Source organism: Actinophytocola sp. (assembly GCF_036555685.1).
Classification (GTDB): Bacteria; Actinomycetota; Actinomycetes; order Mycobacteriales; family Pseudonocardiaceae; genus Actinophytocola.
On the sequence record NZ_DATBKY010000185.1, the window covers coordinates 1 to 25,793 of the forward strand.

The 25,793-nt window shown below is 70.8% G+C and carries 27 protein-coding genes; 13 read left to right on the forward strand and 14 right to left on the reverse strand.

Annotated features, from left to right (window positions below; all coding sequences use genetic code 11):
• A partial coding sequence (locus VH969_RS17705; RefSeq protein ID WP_331975506.1) for an inositol monophosphatase family protein occupies positions 1-430 on the reverse strand: 430 nt, incomplete at its 3' end.
• Positions 431-507: 77 nt separating this feature from the next.
• On the opposite strand from VH969_RS17705, the gene ppgK reads away from it, so the two are divergent.
• Together ppgK and VH969_RS17715 are read left to right on the forward strand one after the other, a co-directional pair.
• On the forward strand, positions 508-1,269 hold the full coding sequence (ppgK, locus tag VH969_RS17710) for a polyphosphate--glucose phosphotransferase (RefSeq protein ID WP_331975508.1): 762 nt from the start codon (positions 508-510) through the stop codon (positions 1,267-1,269).
• 154 nt (positions 1,270-1,423) lie between these two features.
• Positions 1,424-2,800 (forward strand): RNA polymerase sigma factor, encoded by a 1,377-nt coding sequence (locus VH969_RS17715; RefSeq protein WP_331975510.1) that lies wholly within the window; start codon positions 1,424-1,426, stop codon positions 2,798-2,800.
• Between the two features lie 48 nt (positions 2,801-2,848).
• On the opposite strand, the gene VH969_RS17720 is transcribed toward VH969_RS17715, so the two are convergent.
• Positions 2,849-3,733, reverse strand: a complete 885-nt coding sequence (locus tag VH969_RS17720) for an EamA family transporter (RefSeq protein ID WP_331975512.1) — start codon at positions 3,731-3,733, stop codon at positions 2,849-2,851.
• A gap of 179 nt (positions 3,734-3,912) precedes the next feature.
• Here VH969_RS17720 and VH969_RS17725 point away from each other — a divergent pair, with 179 nt between their 5' ends.
• Positions 3,913-4,101, forward strand: coding sequence for a DUF7455 domain-containing protein (locus VH969_RS17725; RefSeq protein WP_331975514.1), 189 nt, complete (start codon positions 3,913-3,915; stop codon positions 4,099-4,101).
• Positions 4,102-4,328: 227 nt separating this feature from the next.
• Here VH969_RS17725 and VH969_RS17730 read toward each other — a convergent pair whose 3' ends face one another.
• From VH969_RS17730 to VH969_RS17750, 5 genes are all read right to left on the reverse strand, one after another.
• A complete protein-coding gene (locus VH969_RS17730; protein ID WP_527249163.1) occupies positions 4,329-5,516 on the reverse strand; it encodes an ROK family transcriptional regulator in 1,188 nt (395 codons plus the stop codon).
• 19 nt (positions 5,517-5,535) lie between these two features.
• Positions 5,536-6,966: a sugar ABC transporter permease gene (locus VH969_RS17735; RefSeq protein ID WP_331975516.1), complete on the reverse strand. Its 1,431-nt coding sequence runs from the start codon at positions 6,964-6,966 to the stop codon at positions 5,536-5,538.
• A 23-nt stretch (positions 6,967-6,989) separates the two neighbouring features.
• Entirely contained in the window at positions 6,990-7,763 is a 774-nt protein-coding gene (locus tag VH969_RS17740; RefSeq protein ID WP_331975518.1) for an ATP-binding cassette domain-containing protein, read from the reverse strand.
• A 75-nt stretch (positions 7,764-7,838) separates the two neighbouring features.
• Entirely contained in the window at positions 7,839-8,969 is a 1,131-nt protein-coding gene (locus tag VH969_RS17745; protein ID WP_331975520.1) for a sugar ABC transporter substrate-binding protein, read from the reverse strand.
• Positions 8,970-9,127: 158 nt separating this feature from the next.
• The gene (locus VH969_RS17750) at positions 9,128-10,861 is read right to left on the reverse strand and encodes a DEAD/DEAH box helicase (RefSeq protein WP_331975570.1); all 1,734 of its coding nucleotides are present in this window, start codon (positions 10,859-10,861) and stop codon (positions 9,128-9,130) included.
• Positions 10,862-11,029: 168 nt separating this feature from the next.
• On the opposite strand from VH969_RS17750, the gene VH969_RS17755 reads away from it, so the two are divergent.
• A complete protein-coding gene (locus tag VH969_RS17755; RefSeq protein ID WP_331975572.1) occupies positions 11,030-12,151 on the forward strand; it encodes a YihY/virulence factor BrkB family protein in 1,122 nt (373 codons plus the stop codon).
• Here the strand turns inward: VH969_RS17755 and VH969_RS17760 are convergent.
• On the reverse strand, positions 12,119-12,817 hold the full coding sequence (locus tag VH969_RS17760) for a winged helix-turn-helix transcriptional regulator (RefSeq protein ID WP_331975522.1): 699 nt from the start codon (positions 12,815-12,817) through the stop codon (positions 12,119-12,121). The genes VH969_RS17755 and VH969_RS17760 overlap by 33 nt on opposite strands.
• Before the next feature lie 87 nt (positions 12,818-12,904).
• Here VH969_RS17760 and VH969_RS17765 point away from each other — a divergent pair, with 87 nt between their 5' ends.
• The gene (locus VH969_RS17765) at positions 12,905-13,627 is read left to right on the forward strand and encodes a class I SAM-dependent methyltransferase (RefSeq protein WP_331975524.1); all 723 of its coding nucleotides are present in this window, start codon (positions 12,905-12,907) and stop codon (positions 13,625-13,627) included.
• Positions 13,628-13,634: 7 nt separating this feature from the next.
• On the opposite strand, the gene VH969_RS17770 is transcribed toward VH969_RS17765, so the two are convergent.
• Positions 13,635-13,892: a DUF3039 domain-containing protein gene (locus VH969_RS17770; RefSeq protein ID WP_331975526.1), complete on the reverse strand. Its 258-nt coding sequence runs from the start codon at positions 13,890-13,892 to the stop codon at positions 13,635-13,637.
• Between the two features lie 50 nt (positions 13,893-13,942).
• Here VH969_RS17770 and VH969_RS17775 point away from each other — a divergent pair, with 50 nt between their 5' ends.
• The 3 genes from VH969_RS17775 to VH969_RS17785 all read left to right on the forward strand — a co-directional run bounded on the left by VH969_RS17775 (position 13,943) and on the right by VH969_RS17785 (position 16,302).
• Positions 13,943-14,755: a sporulation protein gene (locus tag VH969_RS17775; RefSeq protein ID WP_331975528.1), complete on the forward strand. Its 813-nt coding sequence runs from the start codon at positions 13,943-13,945 to the stop codon at positions 14,753-14,755.
• A gap of 28 nt (positions 14,756-14,783) precedes the next feature.
• Positions 14,784-15,287, forward strand: coding sequence for a pyridoxamine 5'-phosphate oxidase family protein (locus tag VH969_RS17780; RefSeq protein ID WP_331975530.1), 504 nt, complete (start codon positions 14,784-14,786; stop codon positions 15,285-15,287).
• Between the two features lie 100 nt (positions 15,288-15,387).
• The gene (locus VH969_RS17785; protein ID WP_331975532.1) at positions 15,388-16,302 is read left to right on the forward strand and encodes a pseudouridine-5'-phosphate glycosidase; all 915 of its coding nucleotides are present in this window, start codon (positions 15,388-15,390) and stop codon (positions 16,300-16,302) included.
• Here the strand turns inward: VH969_RS17785 and VH969_RS17790 are convergent.
• Genes VH969_RS17790 through VH969_RS17805 form a run of 4 tightly spaced genes read right to left on the reverse strand, consistent with a single transcriptional unit; the run spans position 16,299 to position 19,470 of the window.
• Positions 16,299-16,889 (reverse strand): dihydrofolate reductase family protein, encoded by a 591-nt coding sequence (locus tag VH969_RS17790; RefSeq protein WP_331975534.1) that lies wholly within the window; start codon positions 16,887-16,889, stop codon positions 16,299-16,301. The genes VH969_RS17785 and VH969_RS17790 overlap by 4 nt on opposite strands.
• Before the next feature lie 19 nt (positions 16,890-16,908).
• A complete protein-coding gene (locus VH969_RS17795; RefSeq protein WP_331975536.1) occupies positions 16,909-17,865 on the reverse strand; it encodes an ABC transporter ATP-binding protein in 957 nt (318 codons plus the stop codon).
• Positions 17,862-18,662, reverse strand: a complete 801-nt coding sequence (locus tag VH969_RS17800; RefSeq protein WP_331975538.1) for an ABC transporter permease — start codon at positions 18,660-18,662, stop codon at positions 17,862-17,864. Before VH969_RS17800 ends, VH969_RS17795 begins: the two co-directional genes overlap by 4 nt.
• A complete protein-coding gene (locus tag VH969_RS17805) occupies positions 18,655-19,470 on the reverse strand; it encodes an ABC transporter permease (protein ID WP_331975540.1) in 816 nt (271 codons plus the stop codon). The genes VH969_RS17800 and VH969_RS17805 overlap by 8 nt, the downstream gene beginning before the upstream one ends.
• Positions 19,471-19,491: 21 nt before the next feature.
• On the opposite strand from VH969_RS17805, the gene VH969_RS17810 reads away from it, so the two are divergent.
• On the forward strand, positions 19,492-20,379 hold the full coding sequence (locus tag VH969_RS17810) for a carbohydrate kinase family protein (RefSeq protein ID WP_331975542.1): 888 nt from the start codon (positions 19,492-19,494) through the stop codon (positions 20,377-20,379).
• On the opposite strand, the gene VH969_RS17815 is transcribed toward VH969_RS17810, so the two are convergent.
• Complete coding sequence (locus tag VH969_RS17815; RefSeq protein WP_331975544.1) at positions 20,366-20,698, reverse strand: DUF3099 domain-containing protein; 333 nt, start codon at positions 20,696-20,698, stop codon at positions 20,366-20,368. The genes VH969_RS17810 and VH969_RS17815 overlap by 14 nt on opposite strands.
• A 78-nt stretch (positions 20,699-20,776) precedes the next feature.
• Between VH969_RS17815 and VH969_RS17820 the strand changes: the two genes are divergently transcribed.
• From VH969_RS17820 to VH969_RS17835, 4 genes are all read left to right on the forward strand, one after another.
• A complete protein-coding gene (locus tag VH969_RS17820) occupies positions 20,777-21,499 on the forward strand; it encodes a class I SAM-dependent methyltransferase (RefSeq protein ID WP_331975546.1) in 723 nt (240 codons plus the stop codon).
• Positions 21,500-21,523: 24 nt separating this feature from the next.
• Entirely contained in the window at positions 21,524-21,949 is a 426-nt protein-coding gene (gene dtd / locus VH969_RS17825; RefSeq protein ID WP_331975574.1) for a D-aminoacyl-tRNA deacylase, read from the forward strand.
• Positions 21,950-22,208: 259 nt separating this feature from the next.
• Positions 22,209-23,174, forward strand: a complete 966-nt coding sequence (locus tag VH969_RS17830; RefSeq protein WP_331975548.1) for a sigma-70 family RNA polymerase sigma factor — start codon at positions 22,209-22,211, stop codon at positions 23,172-23,174.
• A gap of 955 nt (positions 23,175-24,129) precedes the next feature.
• Positions 24,130-25,785 carry a fumarate hydratase gene (locus VH969_RS17835; RefSeq protein WP_331975550.1) on the forward strand — a complete coding sequence of 552 codons (1,656 nt, stop codon included), beginning with the start codon at positions 24,130-24,132 and terminating at the stop codon, positions 25,783-25,785.
• Positions 25,786-25,793: the final 8 nt, after the last annotated feature.

Sequence of the window (25,793 nt, forward strand, 5' to 3'; positions counted from 1 at the left end):
ACACAGTCAAGCGGTGCCCGTCGAGGTAGGCGCCGCCGCCGCGGGAGGCGGTCCAGCGGCGGCCCGAGTCCGGCTCCACTACGGCCGCGGCGACCGACACGCCGTCCTGCTGCGCGGCCAGCGACACCGCGTACCAGGGGAGCCCGTAGAGGTAGTTCACCGTGCCGTCGATCGGGTCGACGACCCAGCACACGCCCCCTCCGGCCGCGCCCGAGCTGCCCGACTCCTCGCCCAGCACCGGCTCGCCCGGTCGCAGCTCCGCGAGCCGCTCGCGGACCAGCTTCTCCACGGCGATGTCCGCCGCCGTGACCACGTCCGTCTCGCTCGACTTCGTGCCGACGTCGTGGATCGCCGCCTCGCGTGCGGTCCGGGCGAGCGCGGCCGCCTCGACCGCCACCGCGGTCGCGATCTCGAGAAGCTCTGCACCCACCACGAGACCTATCCGACCACACCCGGCTAATCTCCGTGGCACAGCTAGCTGAATCGAGTACGAAGGGATCCGTGGGGATGGTGGCAACCCTCGGCTTCGGCGTGGACGTCGGTGGGTCGGGCATCAAGGGATGCACGGTCGACCTGGAGGCCGGCAAGCTGCATGGCGAACGGATCAGGATCCCGACTCCCGACCCGTCCAAGCCGGACGCGGTGGCGGACGTGGTGAAGGACATCGTCGACCAGTTCGGCTGGCGCGGCCCGGTCGGCGTGACGCTGCCGGCGGTCATCAAGCGGGGGGTCGCGTACACGGCGGCCAACATCGACAAGTCGTGGCTCGGCACCAACGCGTCCGAGCTCTTCGGCGAGCGGCTGGGGCTCGCCCCCGCGGACGTGGTCGTGATCAACGACGCGGACGCCGCCGGCATCGCCGAGATCTCCTACGGCTGGCCGGACGACCGCGAGGGCGTCGTCGTGCTGCTGACGTTCGGCACGGGCATCGGCAGCGCGGTGTTCGTCGACGGGAAGCTCGTGCCCAACACGGAGTTCGGTCACCTGGAGGTCGACGGGCACGACGCGGAGACGCGGGCGGCGGCGTCGGTCAAGGACGACAAGGGGCTTTCCTGGTCCGACTGGGCGCAGCGGGTCAGCCGGTACATCCGGGGGCTGGAGGACCTGATCTGGCCGGACCTCATCATCGCCGGTGGCGGGGTCAGCAGGAAGGCCGACAAGTGGCTGCCGCTGCTCGAGGTGCGTACCCGCGTGGTGCCCGCGGAGCTGCGCAACGACGCCGGAATCGTGGGTGCGGCGGTGGCCGTCCGGGAGAACATGCACGGCTGAGCTGCATTGGATCTTGGCCCGTGCCGCACCTGATGCGGAGTATCGTCGTTACAATGGAACACAGCTTGCCGCGCACGGCCGGTAGGCAACTCCCCGAAATCCGGTTGACCAGGCTTTCTGGTCGTCCGTGATCGAGAGCAGCGAAAGGGCGTACGTGGCAGCCGCACGATCCGCAACCCGACGCTCCACCGCCTCGGCGAGCGCCGCGAAGTCGGCAAACGCTCAGCCGGACACCGACGAGTCGACTGAGAAGCCCACCACGTTGAAGACCGCGACGAAGAAGGCGCCCGCCACCAAGACGCGAGCGCCGCGCAAGTCGACCAAGACCGCGGCCGGCGCGAAGAAGACCAGCGCCGGCAAGGCGAAGGCCGCGGAGACCAACAAGAAGGCCGACGGCGCGGCGGAGCCGGAGGAGGGCGAGGAGCCCGACCTCGAGTCGCCGAACCTGGAGGACCTCGAAGACGTCGAGATCGACGTCGTCGACGAGACGGTCGAGGAAGAGCCGGCGGAGAAGGAACCCGCCAAGGACGCGAAGGACGGCGACTTCGTCTGGGACGAGGAGGAGTCCGAGGCGCTGCGCCAGGCGCGCAAGGACGCCGAGCTCACCGCGTCCGCGGACTCCGTCCGGGCCTACCTCAAGCAGATCGGCAAGGTGGCGCTGCTCAACGCCGAGGAGGAGGTCGAGCTCGCCAAGCGGATCGAGGCCGGCCTGTACGCGGCGGAGCGGGTGCGCAAGGCCGACGACGAGCAGTCGGAGAAGCTGGTCCCGCAGATGCGGCGTGACCTGCGGTGGATCGTGCGCGACGGCGAGCGGGCGAAGAACCACCTGCTCGAGGCGAACCTGCGGCTCGTCGTGTCGCTGGCCAAGCGCTACACCGGGCGCGGCATGGCGTTCCTGGACCTCATCCAGGAGGGCAACCTCGGCCTCATCCGTGCGGTCGAGAAGTTCGACTACACCAAGGGCTACAAGTTCTCCACGTACGCGACGTGGTGGATCCGCCAGGCGATCACGCGGGCGATGGCCGACCAGGCGCGGACGATCCGCATCCCGGTCCACATGGTCGAGGTGATCAACAAGCTCGGCCGCATACAGCGCGAGCTCCTGCAGGACCTCGGCCGCGAGCCGACGCCCGAAGAGCTGGCCAAGGAAATGGACATCACCCCGGAGAAGGTGCTGGAGATCCAGCAGTACGCCCGGGAGCCGATCTCGCTGGACCAGACGATCGGCGACGAGGGCGACAGCCAGCTCGGCGACTTCATCGAGGACTCCGAGGCGGTCGTCGCGGTCGACGCGGTGTCGTTCACGTTGCTGCAGGACCAGCTCCAGTCGGTGCTGGCGACGCTGTCCGAGCGCGAGGCGGGCGTGGTCCGGCTGCGCTTCGGCCTGACCGACGGCCAGCCGCGCACGCTCGACGAGATCGGCCAGGTCTACGGCGTCACGCGCGAGCGCATCCGCCAGATCGAGTCGAAGACGATGTCGAAGCTGCGCCACCCGTCGCGGTCGCAGGTGCTGCGGGACTACCTCGAGTGAGGCTTGCTTCGTGAGACGCCCCGGGCTCGTGACCCGGGGCGTTTTGCGTTACAGCGGCTCGGTTGTGGCCGCCGGCTCGCGCGAGCGAAGGGTCAGCCCGCCGACGACCGCGGCGATGCCGAGCGCCTCCGGGATGGTCGGCACCTGCCGGAGCACGAGGAGCCCGATCGCCGTCGCGGTTACGGGGAGTAATGCCAACAGGAGCGCGAATGACGCGTGCCCGAGGCGCCGCAGGACCACCTGGTCGAGCGCGTACGGGAGGACCGTGGCAAGCAGACCCACCCCGACGCTCATAAGCAGAAGTTCTGGAGAGCCCCAGACGGGCCCCGTGCCGAACGCGAGCGGCACGAGGACGACCGTCGCCACCGCGAACCCGACGGCGAGCCCGTCGACACCGAGCCCGATGTCCGCGACACGCTTGCCGAGCAGGATGTAGGCGGCCCACAACAGTGCCGCTGCCAGGGCGAACAGTACTCCGAGCGTGCTGCCCGACCACTGTACGTCCACGATCAACAACACTCCGCAGATGACGAGCAGCAAGGCGGCGATGTCGCGCTTGGTCCGCGATCCGAACGCCGCGACGAGCACGGGCCCGACGAACTCCAGCGCGACGGCCGTGCCGAGTGGCAGCCGCGCGAGCGCCTCGTAGAACGCGATGTTCATCAGTGCCGTGACCAGCCCGAACAGCGCGGCGAGCCAGAAGGTCCGGCCACGCCAGGCGCGTCGTCCGGGCCGCCGCCAGGCGAGCAGCACGAGCGCGGCGCCGAGCGACCGCAGCCACGCGACGCTAGCCGGGTTGATCTCCGCGAAGAGCCAGAAGGCCACGGCGGCGCCGAGATACATGGACGAGGCGCCGGCGACGAAGAGTAGTGGGGCCGGCACCCGGCGCACTTTTAGCACACGAACCACCTGGTGCACCAGCAAATCCTGCATGCCGGGATCAGCGATGCGACAACTGGGTTAAATCTCGATTTGAGGGATCTCTCATTACGGCGGGGAACACTGACGATGGGTAGAACGTCTGGAAGAGTAGACGGCAAGCGAGCACTCCCCGTGGTCGCAGCCGGAGACGGCATCGGCTCAGCCCGGTGCCGGGACGGAGGGAGATTGACATGCACACCACACTCGCCCGCCCCGACCTGACCGCTGCCGACCGCTGCGACCGGTGCGGGGCAGCCGCACAGGTCCGAGCCATCCTCCCCTCCGGGGGCGAGCTGCTCTTCTGCGGGCACCACGCGCGCAAGCACAAGGAGCGGCTGCGTGAGCTGGAGGCGGACCTTCAGCAGGGGCAGGCTTCGTAACTCGACGACTTCGTTCGCGGGCGGGATCCGGGAGGGTCCCGCCCGCGCGCGCATCCGGTAACGGCGAAGCCGAGCCCGGCGGAGGCTCGCGGGTCACGGGGTCGCCGACGGCGAGAGACCAGAGACCCGACCAAGATCAACGGCGGCCTCCGGCCCCCCGAGATCCACGGTACCGACGCCCACCGACAGCCCAGGCGCCAAAGCCTGAGAGCCGTGGACAACGAGGCTCAGACGGCGTCCAGGACCGGCTCGAAGGCCAGCTCCGCCGCCCCCAGCAAGGTCACATCGGCGCCCAGCGTCGAGGCGACGATACGGGTCCCACCGACGGCCCGGGACACGAGCGACCGCTGGCGCACCGCCTCGGCCACCTCGGCCACCAGCGACGGCGGCAGCGCGGTGAACAGGTCCCCGAGCACCACGAGCTCGGGACCCAGCACGTTCACGACGTTGACCAGGCCCAACGTCAACCACTCGGCGAACTCCCCCAGCCGGGCCCGCATCTCGACCGGGTCCACCGCCAGCGAACGCAGCTCGGCCACCACGGCCCCCCGTGGGGAGCCCTCACGCAGGCCGAGCGCCCGGCACAGGGCGCGCTCGCCCACCTCGGTCTCCCAGCAGCCCTGGCTGCCGCAATAACATGGTCGCCCACCCGGATGGACGACCATGTGCCCGAGCTCCCCGAGGTACCCGGCCGTGCCACGTAAGGCCGAGCCGTCGGAGATGACGCCGCCGCCGACGCCGACGTCCGCCGACACGTAGACCGCGTCCGAGGAACCCCGGGCCGTGCCGCGGAGGTGTTCGGCGAGCGCGCCCAGCTCGGCGTCGTTCCCGACCATGATCGGGACGTCGAAGACCGAGCCGAGGTGCTCGCCCAGCGCCACGTTCGACCAGTGCAGGTTCGGGGCCTCGTGCACGAGCCCGTCGGACCGGCGGACGACACCCGGAACCGAGACGCCGGCCGCCACGATCTCCACGCCGAGGTCGGCGGCGAGCACCTGCGTCGAGTCGATGACGTGGCTCATGACCTCGTCCGGCTCGCGCGTGCGCACGCGCAGGTTCCAGCTGTTCCGCCCGAGGATCTCGCCGCCCAGTCCGACCAGCGCGATGGCCACCTGCTCGACCCGGATGTCCGCCGCCAGCACGACCGCGGCGTGTGGCTGCGGCAGCACGAGCAGCGACGGCCGGCCGGCACCCGTGCGCTGGCGCGGCACCCGTTCCTCGACGACACCCGTCTCGGCGAGCCCGTCCACCAGGGCCTTGATCGTGCTGCGGTTGAGCCCGAGCTCAGCCGCGAGCGACGCCCTGGTGCACGGGCCGTCGATGTGCAGCCTCCGTAACAGGACCGTGCGGTTGTGCCGGCGCACCTCGTCGGGCCGCGCGCCCAGGCTGGGCGTCCCCGTGGGTGTGCTCGTCAAACCCCTCGCTCCCGTTCCGTCAATCCGATACCGCGGCCCTCCGCCGGGACAGCGCGTCGACCGTGGCGGCGAGCAGCAGCACGAGACCGGTGACGATGTTGACGATCGCCGCCGGCTGGCGCAGCAGCCCCAGGCCGTTCTCCACGACCGCGAGCACCAGGCCACCGATGACCGCGTGCGCCACCTTGCCCCGCCCGCCGAACAGCGACGTCCCGCCGATCACGGCGGCACCGACGGCGAAGAGCAACGTGTTCAACCCACCGGCCTGCGGGTCGACCGAGCCCGCCTTCGACGAGTACACGATCGCACCGATCGCCGCCGCGGCGGCGGATACGACGAAAACGCTCGCCCTGATCTTGCCCACGTTGATGCCGGCGCGGCGCGCGGCCTCCGCGTTGCCGCCGGTCGCGTAGATGTGCCGGCCGTACCGGGTCCGGTTGAGCACGAAGGTGCCGATCACGAGCAGGCCCAGGATGATCGGGATGACGTAGGGCACGCCGCGGATCGTCACCAGGTCCGGGTTCGGCGAGCGGTTCAGCGTCAGCAGCCAGGTCAGCACGATCGAGAGCGCCACGACTGCGCCGACCTTGACGAGCACGATCGGCGTCGGCTGGGTCACGAGTCCCCTGCGCAGCCGGGAGAAGTGCTCGCCGAGCACGACCAGCGCGTAGCCGCCGGCCGCGATGATGCACAGCACCCAGCTGCCGAGCATCGACAGGCTGCCGTTCGCGACGTTGAACAGGACGTTCGAGCTCCGGATGCCGAGCACGCCGCCCTCGCCGATGAACTGCAGGATCACACCCTGCCAGGTGATGAACAGCGCCAGCGTCACCACGAACGACGGCATGCCGACCTTGGACACCATGAAGCCCGTCAGGCAGCCGATCGCCGCGCCGACGCACACCGCGAGCAGCATCTCGAGCCACGCGTTGGGCGCCACGCCCAGAAGGGACAGCGCCACGGCGATGACACTCAGCACGGCACCGGCCCAGATGCGCAGCCACAGCGCGACCGCGGCGGCCACGAGCAGGCCGACGATGAAGACGTAGAACACCGTGCTGCCCATTTGCCCGAGCAGGTTGCCGCCACCCACGTAATGCATCGCCATGACGGCCGCGCACACGCCGGAGAGGGTGCCCGCGGACAGGTCGATCTCGCCCAGCAACAGGACGAAGACCAGACCCATCGCGATGATCATCTTGCCGGCGCCCTGCGCGACGAGGTTCGCGGTGTTGTTCAGGGTGAAGAAGTTGTCCGACAATGCGGAGAACGCGATCACCAGCACGAGCAGGCCGAGCAACGCGGGCAGCGAGCCGAGCTCGCCGCCCCGCAGCCGCGCGAAGTAGTCGCGGATGGCCTCACTGCTGGACTGGGACGTGGTGTCGATGCCGAAGTCGGCGACCGCGCCGCCGTTGGGCGCGGTGTCGGCCTTGGCCGGGGATTCGGTCATGAGTGGGGTCCTCGGGTGAGAGATCAGAGAGTGACTTGCTCGGGTCGCGCGAGGCCGACGTCGCCGGAGCGGCCGGCCGTGATCAACTCGACGACCTGGCTGTGCGTGGTCTCCTTCGCCGGCAGGTCGGCGACCTGCCGGCCCAGGTACAGCACGGAGATCCGGTCGGCGACTTCGAACACGTCCGCCATGTTGTGGCTGATCAGCACGACGCCGAGGCCCTGCTCGGCCAGCCGGCGGACCAGGTCCAGCACCTGTCGGGTCTGCGCCACACCGAGCGCGGCGGTCGGCTCGTCGAGCAACACCACCTTGCTGTCCCAGAGGACCGCCTTCGCGATCGCCACGGTCTGGCGCTGCCCGCCGGAGAGCTGCTTCACCACCGTGCGGACCGACTTGACCGTCCGGACCGAGAGCGACGCGAGCGTCTCCCGGGCGGCCTTCTCCATGCTTCCCTCGTCCATCAGCCAGCGGCTGCCGCGTTCCCGGCCGAGGAACATGTTCTGCACGACGTCGAGGTTGTCGGCCAGTGCGAGGTCCTGGTACACGACCTCGATGCCGAGCTCCGCGGCGTCGTGCGGATTGTGGATGGTGACCGGCTCGCCGCGGAAGCGGATCTGACCGGAGTCCATCGGGTAGATGCCCGCGACGCACTTGATCAACGTCGTCTTGCCGGCGCCGTTGTCGCCGACGAGCGCGGTGACCTCGCCGGCCCGGACGGTGAAGTCCACGTCGTGCAGCACGTGCACGGGGCCGAAGCTCTTGTTGATCCCGATCAGCTCGAGAAGGGGCTCACTCACAACGAAAATCCTCCTCACCCCCGGGAAAGCCGCGCCCGAAGAAGCTCCGGGCGCGGCCTCCCAGGGTGTGCTGGGTCAGGAGATACCGAGCTGGGTGCAGACCGCCGCGAGGTCGCCGGTGCAGACCTCGTCGGCCTTCACGTAGCCCTCGTCGATGACCCGCTTGACCTCGTTCTTGGTGATCAGGAACGGCTCGGACAGCACGGACTTGACCTCGCGCTTGCCCTCGGGGTCGTCGCTCTTGTCGGTCGCGATCTTGTCCGCGGCGCCCTTGTCGCCCTTGGCAAGCGCGGCGGCGAGCTTGGCCGTCGCCTCGGCTTCCTGCTTGATCGGCTTGAACACCGTCATGTACTGGTCGCCGGCGAGGATCGCCTTCAGACCGTCGGCGGTGGCGTCCTGGCCGGTGACCGGGACCTTGCCGTTCAGGCCGTTCTTCTTGAGCACGGTGATGACCGCGCCGGCCAGGCCGTCGTTGGCCGCGACGACGCCGTCGACCTTGCCGCCGTTCGAGGTCAGGATCTGCTCGAAGACGGTGCCGCCCTTCTGGTTGTCCCAGTTGTCGATGGGCTGGGACTGGACCAGCTTGAGCTTGCCGGAGTCGTACAGCGGCTTGAGGATCTTCTCTTGCCCGTCGTGGAACAGCGTCGCGTTGTTGTCCGTCGGCGCGCCCTCGATCTCGATCACCTGGCCGCCCGGCTTGTTCTTCAGCGCGTCCGCCAGGCCCTGGCCCTGCAGCTCGCCGACCTTCACGTTGTCGAAGGACACGTAGTACTCGGAGCTGCCGCCGAGGTTGAGGCGGTCGTAGTCGATCGTCGGGATGCCCTGTGCGTTGGCCTTCTGCGCGACCGTGCCACCGATCTCGCTGTTGATGGCGGCGATGATCAGGACCTTGACGCCGTCGTTGATCATGCCGTCGGCGAGCGTGCTGAACTTCTGCACGTCGCCCTGCGCGTTCTGAATGTCCGGGTCGAGCCCCTCGGCCTTGAGGGCGGCCTCGAGCATGGGCTTGTCGAAGCCTTCCCAGCGAGCCGACGTCGCCGTCTCCGGGAGGATCACGCCGACCGGGATCCCACCCGAGGACTGGTCGGCCGAGTCCTGGCCGCCACCACCACTCCCGCCGCCCGTGTCCTCATTGGCTCCACACGCCGACAGGGCAAGGGTCAGACCCATCCCCGCGGCGAGAAGAGCAAGCCTTGTACTGCGCATTCAACGGTCCCTTCACAGTCCTCAGGGCGAAATGTTGCGGTGCACAACATATGCCGGGACGGTCAGTGATGGAAGCCACGGAACCGCATTTTGCGCCTCGTGTGAGACACAGTTTGGCAACGGAGCGGTCATATACCCGCAAACCGGCCTTTGAGGCGTCACCAAGAACGCAGCGTAGCAATCCGTTCCTCGAGCTGCTCGGCTGATGCCATCGCCGTGGGCGGTCCCGCGCACACTCTGCGTAGCTCGCTGTGGATCATTCCGTGCGGCTTTCCCGTTCTGTGGTGGTACATCGCGACGAGCGTGTTCAATTCCTTGCGCAACGAAGTCAACCGTTCGGCTACGGTCTGCGACCGCGCCCGGACGGGCTCGGGCTGCTGCTCCTTCGCCCGGCGGGAACGCTCCGTGAGCTGGTCGGCCTGCCGCTGCCGCAACAATGCGCGCACCTGCTCGGGCTCGAGCAGCCCCGGCAGGCCGAGGTACTCCTGCTCCTCCGCCGACCCCGCGAACGCGGCGGTGCCGAACGACGAGCCGTCGTAGATCACCTGGTCGAGCTCGGCGGACGCCGACAACGAGGTGAACGCCTTCTCCTCCTCGCCCGGCTCGTCCTTGAGCTGGTTCGCGTCGGCGAGCAGCTCGTCGTCCCAGCCGTCGGACTCCCGGTCCGGCTTGCCGAGCACGTGGTCGCGCTGCGCCTCGAGCTGGCTGGCGAGCTCCAGCAGTACCGGCACGCTCGGCAGGAACACGCTCGCGGTCTCGCCGGGGCGCCGCGCGCGGACGAAGCGGCCGATCGCCTGGGCGAAGAACAGCGGCGTCGAGGCGCTGGTCGCGTATACGCCGACGGCCAGCCGCGGCACGTCGACGCCCTCGCTGACCATCCGCACGGCGACGAGCCAGCGGTCCTCGGACTCGGCGAACCCGGCGATCTTGCCGGACGCCTTCGGGTCGTCCGAGAGCACGACCACCGGCTCGGCGCCGGTCGTGCGCGCGAGGATCTTGGCGTACGCGCGCGCCGACTCCTGGTCGGACGCGATCACCAGGCCGCCGGCGTCCGGCACGTGCTGGCGCAGCTGCTGCAGCCGCAGGTCGGCCGCGGTGAGCACGGCCGGGATCCACTCGCCCAGCGGGTCGAGCGCCGTGCGCCACGCGCGGGCGGTCTGCTCGGCGGTCATCGGCTCGCCGAGCCGCGCGGTGAACTCCTCGCCCGCGCTGGTGCGCCAGCTCGCCTCGCCGGAGTAGGCCAGGAAGATCACGGGCCGGACGACCCCGTCGGCGAGCGCGTCGGCGTAGCCGTAGGTGTGGTCGGCCCGGCTGCGCAGGAAGCCGCTGCCGTCCGGCTCGTAGTCCACGAACGGGATCTGCGAGTCGTCGCTGCGGAACGGGGTGCCGGTGAGCGCGAGGCGGCGGACGGCCGGCGTGAACGCCTCGCGGATCGCGTCGCCCCACGACTTGGCGTCGCCGCCGTGGTGGATCTCGTCGAGGATGACCAGCGTCTTGTGGTGCTCGGTGCGCACCCGGTGCAGCATCGGATGCGCGGCGACCTGCGCGTAGGTGACGGCCACGCCGCGGTAGTCGCGCGAGGTGGCGCCGGCGCCGTTGCGGAAGTTGGGGTCGATCGGGATGCCGGCGAGCGCCGCGGCGGCGGCCCACTGGTGCTTGAGGTGCTCGGTCGGCGTGACGATCGTGACCTGCTCGACGATCCGGTCGGCGAGCAGCTCCGCGGCGATCCGCAGGCCGAACACGGTTTTGCCGGCACCCGGCGTGGCCACCGCGAGGAAGTCCTTCGGCCCGCCGGCCAGGTACTTCGTCAGCGCCCGGCGCTGCCAGGCCCGTAGTGGCCGGGCGGCCGGTCCGGACCCCGTTCCGTGCACGATCGGCTCGGCCGTCACCATCTCCCCCTGCACCAGATACGGGCAAAGCAAAGCCCTCAAGCGACGTCATTGAGGGCGGGCCCGACTTTACCTCCGGTCCCCCGCCGCCGCGCGAGGCGACACGGTTTCGGTCGTATCGCCGGGTGAGGCGAGCCATTCCCCGACGGATGGACCATGCTTGACCTTGAGATGAGCCCGCAGCCACAACACCCGACACGCAACGCGGCGCAGCGGACCAGCGCGCTGCTGCGCCGGGGTCCCCTGCGGCTGATCAAGCGCACGCTGGCGAAGGCGTGGCAGGGCAACCTGTTCTCCGAGGCGGCCGAGGCGGCGTTCTGGCAGGTGCTGTCACTGCCACCGCTGCTCCTGGGGCTCCTCGGCAGCCTCGGCTACGTCGCGCAGTGGTTCGGTCAGGATGTGATCGACTCGGTGCACGACTCGATCATCGAGTGGTCGCACACCGCGTTCAGCACCAACGTCGTCGACGACATCATCGCCCCGACCGTCGACGACATCCTGCGCCACGGCCGCGGCGAGATCCTGACCCTCGGCTTCCTGCTCTCCCTGTGGGCGGGCTCGTCGGCCATGTCGTCGTTCGTGGACGCGATCACCGTGGCGCACGACCAGTACGGCGTGCGCAACGAGGTGTGGCAGCGGATCTTCGCGCTGCTGCTCTACCTGGCCGCGCTCATCCTGCTGATCATCGAGCTGCCGATCCTCGCGCTGGGCCCGGACGTGCTGCCGAAGCTCTTCCCGTCCGCCTGGCGAGACGAGATCTCGTACTGGCTGAACACGTTCTACTACCCCGCGCTGGCCGTGCTGCTCGTCGTGGCGCTCGCGACGCTGTACAAGCTCGCGCTGCCGCGCAAGCTACCGTGGCACCGCGTGCTGCCCGGCGCGGTGCTCGCGATGTTCGTGTTCCTGCTGTCGTCGATCGGGCTGCGGCTCTACATCTCGTGGATCACGACGACCGGCTACACCTACGGCGCGCTCGCCACGCCGATCGCGTTCCTGCTGTTCGCGTTCTTCATCGGGCTCGCGATCGTCATCGGCGCGTACTTCAACGCGGCGATCCAGGAGATGTGGCCGGCCAAGATGACCCGCCGCCAGCGCCGCAAGTGGCGGCGGCTGGAGATGACCCGCGTGTCCGGCCCGTCGGGCCCATCCGGCCCGTCCGGATCGCCTCATCCGCCGGCCTCGCCCGCCGTCCCGGCCGAGCCCGTGCAGCCCGAGCCACCCACCCCGAACGGCGAGGCACGCCGGCACAAGCCGAGCGGCTCACCCCGTGCCGAGGGCCGGCCGGGCGGCTGAGCCGGGCCGTTCGACGCCGGCGAGCACGCTCAGCCGCAGCCACCGCGGGAACGCCCGCTCCAGCGCGGGCGTCCCGGTGACCACGACGCGCCCGGCCCGCAGCGCGTCGGTGAGCGGCACGTCGCCCATCCACACCATGATCATCGTCCGCAGGTCGGCGTCGACGAGCAGGTCGACGCCGAACCCCGGATCGGACAGGCAGACGTCGACGTTCGCGCGGTCGAGCAGCAGCCACCAGACGGCGTGGCCGCGTTCGACGCCGCGGAAGCGCAGCTCGATCACGGTCCGCCGGGCGGGTATCGCGTCGAGGTCGATGCGCCTGCGCATGTCCCACATCAGCATCGACGGGTCGAGGTGCTCGCGGCGGATCTCGGCGCGGGCCCAGCGCTGGCCCCACACGCCGAGGCCCTCGACCACCGGCCACAGTTCGCGGCCGGCGCCGGTGAGCAGGTAGTCGCCGGCCGGGCCGCGCTCGACTATGCCGGCGCGCTGCAGGCGGCGCAGGCGCTGGGAGAGCAGCGTCGGGGACATGAGGGGCACGCCGCGATGGATCTCGTTGAACCGGTGGCTGCCGGAGAACAGCTCGCGCACGACGAGGAGGGTCCACCGCTCGCCGAGGACCTCGAGTGCCTGTGCCACCGGGCAGAACTGCCCGTAGCCCCGCATGAGGACAACTGTAGGACCGCGATTCCCGTGCTGTCGCTACAGATTCCGCAGTGGTCGCGGGCCTGACCGGACGGTGAGGCTTGGCCCATGAACATGTGGGCTCTCGGCGACTACCCCCGGCTGGCGCGCGAGGTGGTCGGCGGGCTGGGGCCGCGGCTCGTGGCGGCGTGCGGTGTGCGGGCCGGGCAGCGGGTGCTGGACGTGGGGACGGGCAGCGGGCTGGCCGCGCTCGCGGCGGCCGAGGTGGGCGCGTCGGTGGTCGGCGCGGACATCACGCCGGAGCTGCTCGACGCGGCGCGCTCGTCGGGGGCGCCGGTGGAGTGGGTGTTCGGGGACGCCCAGAAGCTGCCGTTCTCCGACGCCGAGTTCGACGTGGTGCTGTCGTGCGTGGGGGCGATGTTCGCGCCGGACCAGCGAGCGACGGCCGACGAGCTGGTGCGGGTGTGCCGGCCCGGCGGCGTCGTGGGGATGGTCAACTGGACGCCCGGCGGCTCGATCGGCGGCTTCTTCGAGGTCTTCGGCGGCTCGCCGGCCTTGTCGTGGGGCGATCCGGACCACGTGCGGTCGTTGTTCGGGGACGGGGTGTCGGCGTTCACCGCCGTCGAGGAGCGGCTCGCGGTGTCGCGTTTCTCCTCGGCCGAGGAGTACTGCGCCTACTACAAGGCGAACTTCGGTCCGGTCATCGCGGCGTTCGCCGAGGCCGAGGACCCGGCGGCGCTGGACCGCCGCTTCCTGGCGTACGCGGCGGGCGAGATGCGTGCCGGCCTCGGCTACGACTACCTGCTCGTCGTGGCGCGCAGGGCAGGCTGACCGCGAGCTAGTCCTCGCCGCCGGGCGGGAGCCCGTCGAAGATCTTCTTGCACTCCGGGCACACCGGCGACCCGGGCTTGGGCGAGCGCGTCACCGGGAAGACCTCGCCGCACAGGGCGACTACCATCGAGCCGGTCACGGCGCTCTCGGCGATCTTGTCCTTGCGGACGTAGTGGAACATCTTCGGGGTGTCGTCACCCGTCGTGTCGGTGCCCTCCGGCCTGGTGTCGACCTCGGGCAGCGTCTGCGTACTCACGCTCCCCATGATGCCCGAAACACCGCCGCACCAGATCGGGTACTGGCAGGATTCGGCCCATGTTCCAGAAGGTGATGGCCAGCTTCGGCCAGGGCGGCGCCACCGTCGACGCCCGGATTCTTGATCGGAACGTGCGCCCCGGCGGCACGTTGCACGGCGAGGTCATGCTCGCCGGCGGTCAGGTCGACCAGGAGGTCGAGTCGCTCGGGGTCACCCTGCTCGCCAGGGTCGAGCGGGAGAGCACCAACGGTGACGGCCCCGCGGTGGTCGACCTTCCGTTCCAGAACGTGCACCTGGCCGGCAAGGAGCTGGTCCGCGCCGGCGCGCAGATCAAGGTGCCCTTCGAGGTCCAGATGCCGTGGGAGACACCCGTGACCACGGTCCTCGGCAAGTATCTCACCGGCATGGCCGTCGGCCTGCAGACGAACCTCAACCTCAGCCGCACGATGGTCGACCCGCAGGACGTCGACGCGATCCCGATCGAGCCGGTGCCCGCGCAGCACCGGATCCTCGACGCGATGAGCAGGCTGGGCTTCCAGTTCCGCTCGGCGAACCTGGTCCAGGAGCGGATGAACGGGGCCGACCAGCAGCTGCCGTTCTTCCAGGAGATCGACTTCGCGCCGCCGCAGAGCTTCGCCAACGTGTTCAACGAGGTCTCGGTCACCTTCCTCGCCCGGCCGCGGGACGTGCAGGTCGTGCTGGACGTCAACAAGCGCGTCCGCGTACTCAAGGGCGGCGGCCTCGGCGCGCGCGGCCAGTCGATGGTCGGCATGTTCGTCGTCGACTACGCGGCCATCGGACGCACACACTGGGAGCAGCAGATCGAAGGGTGGCTGCGGGAGGTCGCCAAACAGCGGGGGATCTTCGACTGAACAAAGAGCGAGGAAGAAGGCCGGGCCCATGGTCGAGCCTGACGCATCCCGTCCCTACATGCCCGGATACGGCACGCTGCCGGCCGGCAAGGGCACCGGCCTGCTTCCCTGGACCTGGGCGCTCGCCCGCCTGCGGGAGAGCCACGACTTCTGGATCGCGACGGTGTGGCCGGACGGGCGGCCACACCTGTCTCCCGTGTGGGCGGTGTGGGACGACGACGCGCTGTGGTTCTCCGCGAGCCCGCACTCGCGGAAGATTCGCAACATCCGCGCCGGCTCGCCGGTCGCTGTGTCCACAGAGGACCCCGAGAACCCCGTGGTGCTGGAGGGACCCGTCGAGCTCGTCACGGAGGCCGACCGGCTGATCCGGTTCGTCGCCGTCGTCAACGTGAAGTACCGGACGGAGTACCCGGTCGAGTTCTTCAGCCCCGACCAGGCGGCCGTGGGCCGAGTGCGACCGCGGCGCGCGGTCGGCCTCATGTCGAGCGACTTCGAGGGGTCGCCGACGCGCTGGACCTTCCCCGCGGCCTGACCGCCCTCCTCGGGACGGGCATGGTCACGGTCATCGGGCACGATGGGGTGATGACGGTGCCCGAGATCGGTCAGCGCTCGTGAACGGACTCGAGGAGAGCATGCGGGTTGCCGGGGACGTGTCCGCCGCGCTCGCCGACGGCACTGCCGTGGTGGCGCTCGAGAGCACGCTGCTCGCGCATGGCCTGCCGCCCGGCCGCAACCGCAAGGTCGCGGACGCGGTGGAGGACGCGGTGCGCGCGGCGGGCGCCGTGCCGGCCACGATCGCGGTGCTCGACGGCCGGCTGCGCGTCGGCCTCGACCCGGCCGGCCTGGACCGGGTGTGCGACCCGGCCGCCGGCCTCGCCAAGCTCTCGGCACGCGACCTCGGCCCCGCGATCGCGCTCGGCCGCGACGGCGCCACGACGATCGCGTCGACCGCGCTGATCGCGCACGCGGCCGGCATCGGCGTGTTCGGTACCGGCGGGCTCGGCGGGGTGCACCTCCCCTCGCCCGGCCAGGCGTCGTCGTGGGACGTGTCGGCCGACCTGGACGTGCTGGCCTCGACGCCGGTCGCGGTCGTGTGCTCGGGTGTGAAGTCGGTGCTCGACATCGCGGCGACGATCGAGGTGCTGGAGACCCGCTCGGTGCCGGTGCTGGGCTACCGGACCGACTCGTTCCCCGCCTTCTACCGCCGCGAGTCCCACTTCGGCGTGCCGTGGCGGGTGGACACCCCGGCCGCGGCCGCCGCGGTGATCGCCGAGCACAGGCGCGGGCCGGCGCACTCGGGCGTGCTGGTCGCGAACCCGGTGCCGGTCGAGCACGAGCTCGACGCGGCGCTGCACGACCGGCTGCTGTCGGAGGGCATGGCGAAGGTCGCCGCGTCGGACGTGCGCGGCGGCGACGTGACCCCGGTGCTGCTGGAGCACTTCCACACGGCGAGCGACGGCGCGTCCCTGGACACGAACGAGGCGCTGGTGCTGTCGAACGTGACCCTGGCCGCCGAGATCGCGGTGGAGCTGGCGCGCGGCGGCTAGCGGTGCACGCGGTAGCGCAGGTGCATGACCTGGCGCGCGGCGTCCACGGTGTCCGGCGTCGTCAGCACGCGCACCAGCTCGAGCTCGACGGTCTCGGCCGGCAGCTCGTCGAACAGCCGCCGGCCCTGCCCGAGCAGCACCGGTACGACGTGCAGCTCCAGCTCGTCGAGCTCGCCGGCCCGCAGCAGCGCCTGGCCCGCCCCCGCGCCGTGCACCATCACCGCCGCGTCCCCGGCCGCGGCCCGGGCCTGCGCGGCGCAGTCGCCCACGTCGGTGACGAAGCGGACGCTGCCCGGCGGCGGTTCGGCGGGCACGTCGTGGGTCAGGATGAAGATCGGCACGCCGTCGTGGTGGTCGCCGCCCCAGTGGTCGGCCAGCTCGTACGTGCGGCGGCCGGCGATGACCGCCCGGGTCGCCAGGTGCTGGCGGTACACCTCGCGGTTCGGTCCGGGTTCGTCGCGCAGGTCGAGCCAGTTGAAGAGGCGGAAGCCGCCCACACCCATCGGCGCGTCCGCGTCGTCCCGCGGTCCGGCGACGAAGCCGTCCAGTGACATGGTCATGTCGAGCCTGATGATCGCCCCAGTCATGGCCGGGAACCTACACCAGCTAGCTCCGGTACAGGCGCGCCACGACGTCCTCGATCTCGGGCTCCAGCACGGAAAGATCACGCAGCGCCACCGCGCCGGCGAGCCGGGCGACGACCTCCCCCGCGGTCGCTCCGTCCAACGTGAGCGTCACCCGCAACCCGTCCGCCTCGACCCGCTCCACGGACGCGCCGGGCAGCGCCACGTCCGGCCACGGCGCGTCGAGGTCGGCGACCACCCGCCGTTTGGACCGGTACGCGGCGTGCAGCTCCTCCACCGTGCCGTCGTGCACGACCCGGCCGTGGTCGATCACGACCAGCCGCCGGCACAGCTTCTCGATGTCCGCGAGGTCGTGGGTGGTCAGCACGATCGTCGTGTCGCCCCGGGCGTCCAGCTCCCCGAGGAACGACCGGACCGCCTGCTTCGACAGCACGTCCAGCCCGATCGTCGGCTCGTCGAGGAACAGCACCCGCGGTCCGTGCAGCAGCGCCGCCGTCAGCTCGCCACGCATCCGCTGGCCGAGCGAGAGCTGGCGCACCGGGGTCTCGAGGAACTCGTCGAGGTCCAGCAGCGAGCGGCAGCGCTTGAGCCGGGCCGCGTGGTCGCCGGCCGGCACCCGGTACACGTGCCGCAGCAGCTCGAACGAGTCGACGAGCGGCAGGTCCCACCACAGCTGCGAGCGCTGGCCGAACACGACGCCGATCCGCCGGGCGAGCGTGGTGCGCTGCGGCACCGGCGTCAGCCCGCACACCGACACCTCCCCCGCGCTCGGCGCCAGCACGCCGGTCAGCATCTTCAGCGTCGTCGACTTCCCCGCGCCGTTCGGTCCGATGTAGCCGAGCAGCTCGCCCTCGCGGACCGTCAGGTCCACACCGTCCACAGCGGACACGACCCGCCGCTCGCGACGTACCCGGCCGGCCTTGCGCCGTACGGTGAAGTCCTTGCGCAGCCCCGATGTCACGATTACGTGGTCGCTCATGATCCCGTACTCCGGTAGTGGCGGACGCCGGTGCGCCAGAACAGCCCGGCGAGCGCGGCGGCGAGCAGTGCGGTCAGCGGCGAGCACCAGTGCAGCCAGGCCGGCACGCCGAGCGGGTCCGGCCTGCCGAGCATGGCGAGCGCGGGCAGGTAGGCGACGAACGCGAAGCCGAGACCGTAGGCGAAGAACCGGCGGAAGAACCCGCCGAAAACCGTGACCGGGTAGGTGGCGAAGTCCTTGCCGCCGTAGGTGAAGGCGAACGCGATCTCCCCCGACTCGACCCACCAGAACGCGACGGTCGCGCCCGCCACGATCAGCGAGCCGAAGAACACCGCACCGGCCAGCGGGGCGAGCACGGCGAGGATCGCGGTCCAGGCGTGCCAGTCGACCGGGGCCGCGACGAGCGCGATCAGGTAGATCACCACGCCCTGCCCGGCCCGCCCGAACCGCCGCGGCGCGAAGTCCATCGCCAGCAACTGGCCCAGCGACGACAGCGGCCGCACGAGCACCGTGTCGAACAGGCCGGTGCGGACGTAGAACGGCAGCCGCTCGACATTGCCCACCGCGAGGTCGGCCACCGGGAACGCACACGCGGCGATGCCCACCATCAGCAGCACCTCGCGGCCGCCGAACCCGCCCAGGCTGCCGTTGACGGAGAACATGACGAACACGGCGAGCACGTCGGTCAGCGAGAACAGCGCGCTGCCCACGAGGTCGATGACGAACGAGGCGCGGTACTGGGTCTGCCCGCGGACCTGCGCGACCACCATGCGCCGGTAAGGGCCGCCGCTACCCACCCTGGATCACCAGCCGCCGCAGCGCGTGCCGCTGGACCAGCCGCGCCAGCCCGGTCACGATCGCGAGCCACGCGAGCTGGCCGGCGATCAGCACCAGGGCGTGCCCGGTTCCGCCCCGTTCGACGAGCACGTCGAGCGGAGCCTGCATGAGGGCGGGGAACGGGGTGGCGAGCCACAGCGCGGCGGCGACCGCGTCGGGCAGCAGCGGCAGCGGGAACGCGAGCCCGCAGCCGACGGTGGAGGCCAGCACCCACACCTGCCGCGGGCCGCGGATGTCCAGCAGCCAGAACGCGGTGAGGTTGACCAGGTACCGGCACACCCCGCACACGAGCACCGCGAGCAGCAGCGAGACGGCGTACAGCGGGTAGGTCCACGCGTGCTCGGGCAGGTAGAAGTCGAACGCGAGCACCCCGGCGAGCACGGGAACCACGAACCGGGTCAGCATCGCGTGGCAGGCGCGCCCCAGGTCGGCGGCGAGGTAGCCGACCATCAGGTCGAGCGGGCGCAGCAGGTCGGCGGCGATGTCGCCGGTGCGCACCCGTTCGGCGAAGTCGGCCGGACCCCAGAAGTTGACGACCGCGATCATGCCCTGGCCGGCGAAGACGAACGTGGCGAGCTGCGCGCGGTCGTACCCGGCGACCCGTCCCCCGGCATCGGCGAGCGAGAGCAGCACGTAGCAGCGCACGAAGCCGAACACCGTGTTCGTGAAAGCCCCCGCGACGGTCGCCTGCCGGTAGGTGGCGAAACGGCGGAACCCGGCGCGGACGAGCGCGGCCAGGACCGGCCCACTGGCCTTCGCGGTGGCCACGCCGTTAGCCTCCGTGCCCTTATGTCGAACACGATCGTTGTCGTCGGCGACGCGGCGGTGGACGTGGTCGCCCGTCATGCCGGACCGGTCGTACACGGCGGCGACTCGCGCGCCAGCATCTCGGTCACGACGGGTGGCGCGGGGGCCAACACCGCCTCGTGGCTGGCCTACTGCGGGGTCTCGACGGTACTGGTGGCTCGGGTCGGCGACGACGTAGCGGGGCGTCAGGCACGTGAGGAGCTAACCACCGCCGGGGTGCGTTGCGCATTCACAATCGACCAGGACGCCAGCACCGCGTGCGTGGTGGTGCTGGTCGACGGCGACGGGCAGCGCAGCATGCTCCCCGACCGCGGCGCCGGCAAGCGCATGACGCTCGCCGACCTCGACCCGGCCCTGCTCGCGGAGGCGGACCACCTGCACCTGTCGGGCTACGTGCTGCTGGACGACTCGTCGCGGGACGCCGGCCTCGCCATGCTCGCGGCCGCCCGCACCGGGGGGCTGACCACATCGGTGGACCCGCAGTCGGCCGGGCTGATCACCGACCCGGCGGGCTTCGTGTCCGCGCTCGCCGGGGTGGACCTGCTGCTGCCGAACCTGGACGAGCTGGAGGTGCTGACCGGCTCGCGGGAGCCCGCCGGGGCGGGCGGGTTGCTGGAGGTGTTCGGCGCGGTCGCGGTCACCACCGGGCCGGCCGGGGCGAGCTGGGTGGACCGGTCCGGGACCGAGTCGGTGCCGGCGGCGCCGGGCTCCTGCGTCGACTCGACCGGGGCGGGCGACGCGTTCGACGCGGGCCTGCTCGACGCGTGGCTCGCGGGGAAGCCGGCGGCGGAGTGCCTGCTGGCGGGTGTCCGGCTCGGCGCTCTCGCGGTCGGACAGGTGGGCGCGCAGCCGCCGCTCAGCCGTCGATGACCTTGTGCTCGCCGCTCTCGATCGCCCTGGCCTGGCGCTCGTAGCGGCTGACCTGCTCGGCCTTGCGGGGCGGGCGGTCGTTCGCGATGAGCACGGCGACCCACGGCAGCGGGATGGACAGGACGATGAACCCGAGCGCGAGCCACCAGGTGTCGTGGAAGATGCCGGCGAGGATGAGGCACGGCAGCCGCATGAACATCATCGTGAGGTACTTGCGCTTCCGAGCCGCGTATTCCTCGTCGTAGGACAGCGCCGCCTCGGTGATGAGAACCGGGGTGTCGTCTCGCTCGGCCTTCACGACACCACCTCCTGCGACCATGCTGCCACTCCGTGAGCCGGATTGCGCCATCCGGGTGGACTATCTCGAAGACCGGTGGAAAGCCGGTATGAAGAGCACATGACGTTGAGCGGGGTCGATCCCCGACTGGACCTGTGCCAGCAGCGCCCGCTGGAACGTCTGCGCTTCGCCGTGACCGAGGCGAACCTCCTGCGGCACGTGGCTCCGGGCCCCCAGCGGGTGCTCGACGTGGCGGGCGGCAACGGGGTCGAGGCCGTCCGGCTGGCCGCGCTCGGCCACGAGGTCACCGTGCTCGACCCGGCGGGCGCGATGCTCAGCACCGCGATCGAGACGGCCGACGCGCTCGACGTCGCCGATCGGCTGCACGTGGTCCAGGCCGGCGCGCTGGACGCCCCCGACGTGTTCGCCGGGCACGAGTTCGACGTCGTCCTGTGCCACAACCTGCTGCACTACGTCGACGAGCCCGGCGAGGTGCTGCGCGCGGTGTACGCGCCGCTGCGCGACGGCGGGCTGCTGTCCCTGCTCGGTCCGAACGTCGACTTCGACCCCCTGCACGCGGCCGTCCGGTCGAACGACCCCGTCGAGGCCCGGGCCGCGCTGTGCCGCGACGGGGCGACGGTGGGCGAGCTCGTCGCGCTGCTCGCGGAGCTCGGCGTCGAGGAGGTCGTCCGCTACGGCGTGCGGTGCGTGAGCGATCTCATGCCCGACGTCGGCCACGACCCCGCGTTCCTCAAGCAGCTGGAGCGACTCGAGATCGCGCTGGCCGACCGGATGCCGCAGCTGCTGACCGCGCGGTTCTTCCACCTGCTGGCGCGCCGCTGACCCAGCCCTGCGACCATGATCGCCGTGCGGGCGGTGGTGGCGCGGGTGACGCGCGCGAGCGTGACGGTCGACGGATCCGTAGTCGGTTCCTTCGCCGAGCCCGGCCTGCTCGTGCTGCTCGGTGTCACCACTTCGGACACCCAGGGCCAGGCCGCGACGATGGCCCGCAAGCTCCACGAGCTCCGCGTCCTGCGCGACGAGCAGTCCTGCGCCACCACGGGCGCGCCGCTGCTCGTCGTCAGCCAGTTCACCTTGTACGGCGACACGCGCAAGGGCCGCCGCCCGTCATGGACCGCGGCCGCCCGTCCGGAACAGGCGCAGCCACTCGTGGACGCGGTCGTGGCCGCGCTGCGCGAGCGCGGCGCCCGGGTCGAGACCGGCGTGTTCGGCGCGATGATGTCGGTCGAGAGCGCCAACGACGGTCCGTTCACCGTGATCGTCGAAGTGTGAGTGTGCGGCGTCACCGCGGGTACCCCGTCACATCTCGGGAAGCCAGGCCGTCTCTCTAAGGAAAAGCTCAGGTTTGGTTGAGCAACCGGTGTGGCGCGAATGACGTCATCCAGTTGGGCAGTCGGGAACGAATCGAGCAGTGAACACGTTCTGGAAAGTGTCCGGCCACGGACGGGGCGATCCGCTCGAGGCTCACCGGGCATGAGGCGCCGGTGTGTGACGGACAGCACACCAGCCCGCGAACAGGGGGAGGGAGAGCATGACGGTCCCACAGCAGCGCGTGCCGGAGCCCGCCGAGGTCGACCTGGACGCCCAGGGCCCCGCGGCCGACCTGGTCCGCGTGTACCTCAACGGCATCGGCCGCACCGCACTGCTGACCGCGGCGCAGGAGGTCGAGCTGGCCAAGCGCATCGAGGCGGGGGTCTTCGCGCAGCACATGCTCGAGACGGACATGCCGGGCAGTGCGAAGCGGACGGAGCTCAAGGCGCTGGTCCGCGACGGCCACCTGGCCAAGAACCACCTGCTCGAGGCGAACCTGCGCCTCGTCGTGTCGCTCGCGAAGCGCTACACCGGGCGTGGCATGCCGCTGCTCGACCTGATCCAGGAGGGCAACCTCGGCCTCATCCGCGCGGTCGAGAAGTTCGACTACACCAAGGGCTTCAAGTTCTCCACGTACGCGACCTGGTGGATCCGCCAGGCCATCACCCGCGGCATGGCCGACCAGGGCCGCACGATCCGCCTGCCCGTCCACCTCGTGGAGCAGGTGAACAAGCTCGCGCGCATCAAGCGCGACCTGCACCAGCAGCTCGGCCGCGAGGCGACCAACGACGAGCTGGCCGTCGAGGTCGGGCTCACCCCGGAGAAGGTCGCCGACCTGCTCGACCACGCGCGTGACCCGGTAAGCCTGGACATGCCGGTCGGCTCGGAGGAGGACGCCCCGCTGGGCGACTTCATCGAGGACGGCGAGGCGACCGACGCCGAGAGCGCCGTGATCTCCGGCCTGCTGCACGACGACCTGCGCCGCGTGCTGGCGACGCTGGACGAGCGCGAGCAGTCGGTGATCCGGTTGCGGTACGGCCTCGATGACGGACAGCCACACACCCTCGACCAGATTGGTAAGCGGTTCGGCCTGTCCCGCGAGCGGGTGCGCCAGATCGAGCGCGAAGTGATGTCGAAGCTCCGCCAGGGCGAGCGCGCCGAGCGACTGCGGGCGTACGCCAGCTGACCAGCCGGGACCCGATTCCCCGGACCGAGCAACCTTTACGCGCGTCGCTACGTCCTTGATGCAGATGCATTACTGACCATTGACATGTGACCGCGATCGCGGCACGGTCAAGTCAAAGGACTACGCGGCGCGGATGCCTCGCTACAATCCGTAGCCGCACCCTACGGGAGGTCGGGACAGCCGGGGGCTGCCCCGGCCTTCCGGCATCCGCCCGCCTGTTCGCGGACAGCGCTCACCGCCTTGCCTCCAGGATGATGCTGGGGGGCCGAGCGCCCCAAACCCCCCACGGTGCGAGCTCCTCTCGACCCGGCGTGGTCGCCGATGGCGAGACCAGCACCACTTTCTCGGGGCCGGCATCGCACTCTTTCTCGGGTGGCATCACGCTCTTCGGCGCCAGATCATTCTCTTCGTGCTCGCACCCCCACCCTCCGGCGCCGCGCCAGTATCTGCGGCGCCGCACCATCCTTCGGCGGCCACCACCCTCTTCGGCGGCCGCCCACCCTTTCGGCGCGCAGCGGGCATCACTTCCTCCGGCGCCGCGCGATCCCTTCGGCGACCGCTCATTCCCTCCGGCGCCGCACCATGCCCCCTCGGCGGCCCAGCCCACCACCTCCGGCGACCGCACCTCCTCGCTCCGGCGGCGCCGCGCCGTCCCTTCGGCGACCGCTCACTCTCTTCGACGCCGCACCATGCCCCTCGGCGGCCCGGCCACCACCTCCGGCGACCGCGCCTCCCCGCTCCGGCGGCGCCACTCCTTCGGCGCAGCCCCCCACTCCGTTCGGCGCGGCGTCACTTCCACTGTGCGCCACACCCTTCGGGCGGCGCCGGTCTTCCTGGCGCCGCACCATTCCCCTTGGTGTGGCGTCGCGTTCTTCGGGGCTGCACCGCTTTCGGGGTGGGCTCGGGCTCGCGGTAGCGTGCGGGAATCCCATCCGTGCCAAAGGGAGTCCCAACGGTGCCCACTGAGTTCTCGTACACCGAGGCCCTGCCGATCGGGCCGGACAACCACACCGAGTACCGCCTGATGACCGCCGACGGCGTGCGGCTCGTCGAGGCCGCCGGCCGGCGCTTCCTCGAGGTCGAACCCGAAGCGCTGACGGCGCTCGCCAAGGAGGCCGTCCGGGACATCCAGCACCTGCTGCGCTCCTCGCACCTGGCCCAGCTCCGCGCGATCGTCGACGACCCCGAGGCCAGCGGCAACGACCGCTTCGTCGCGATGGACCTGCTCCGCAACGCCTGCATCTCCGCGGGCGGCGTGCTGCCCATGTGCCAGGACACCGGCACCGCCATCGTCATCGGCAAGCGCACGGAGAACGTGCTCACCGGTGGCCGCGACGAGGCCGCGCTGTCCAAGGGGATCTTCCAGGCCTACCAGGAGCTGAACCTGCGCTACTCGCAGCTCGCCCCGCTCAACTTCTGGGAGGAGCGCAACACCGGCACGAACCTCCCCGCGCAGGTCGAGCTCTACCACAAGGACGGCGACAAGCCGGAGTACGAGTTCCTCTTCCTCGCCAAGGGCGGCGGCAGCGCCAACAAGACGTTCCTGTACCAGGAGACCAAGGCGCTGCTGAACCCCAAGCGCCTCGCCCGCTTCCTCGACGAGAAGCTGCGCAGCCTCGGCACCGCCGCCTGCCCGCCGTACCATCTCGCAATCGTCGTCGGCGGCACGTCGGCCGAGTACAACCTCAAGGTCGCCAAGCTCGCCTCCGCCCGGTACCTCGACGACCTCCCGTCCGAGGGCTCCCCGGCCGGGCACGCGTTCCGCGACGTCGACCTCGAGCAGCAGGTGCTCGAGATGACGCGGCAGTTCGGCATCGGCGCGCAGTTCGGCGGCAAGTACTTCTGCCACGACGTCCGCGTGATCCGCCTGCCCCGGCACGGCGCCTCCTGCCCGGTCGGGCTCGCGGTGTCGTGCTCGGCCGACCGGCAGGCGAAGGCGAAGATCACCGCCGACGGCGTCTTCATCGAGCAGCTCGAGCGCGACCCGGCGCGGTACCTGCCGGACGTCGTCGACGACGAGCTCACCGACGAGGTCGTGCGCATCGACCTGAACCAGCCGATGGCCGACATCCGCGCGACGCTCACGAAGCTGCCGGTGAAGACCCGCCTCTCCCTGTCCGGACCGCTCGTCGTAGCGCGCGACATCGCGCACGCCAAGATCAAGGAGCGGCTGGACGCGGGCGAACCGATGCCGCAGTACCTGCGCGACCACCCCGTCTACTACGCCGGCCCGGCCAAGACGCCGGAGGGCTACGCGTCCGGCTCGTTCGGGCCCACGACCGCCGGGCGGATGGACTCCTACGTCGAGCAGTTCCAGGCCGCCGGCGGCTCGCTCGTCATGCTCGCCAAGGGCAACCGTTCGCGCCAGGTCACCGACGCCTGCCAGAGCCACGGCGGCTTCTACCTCGGCTCGATCGGCGGGCCGGCAGCGCGGCTGGCACAGGACTGCATCAAGAAGGTCGACGTGCTCGAGTACCCAGAGCTCGGCATGGAAGCCGTGTGGAAGATCGAGGTCGAGGACTTCCCCGCGTTCATCGTGGTGGACGACAAGGGCAACGACTTCTTCGCCGGCACGTCGCAGCCGGTCCTGCAGATCGCGTTCCGGCGGTGACCCTGTCG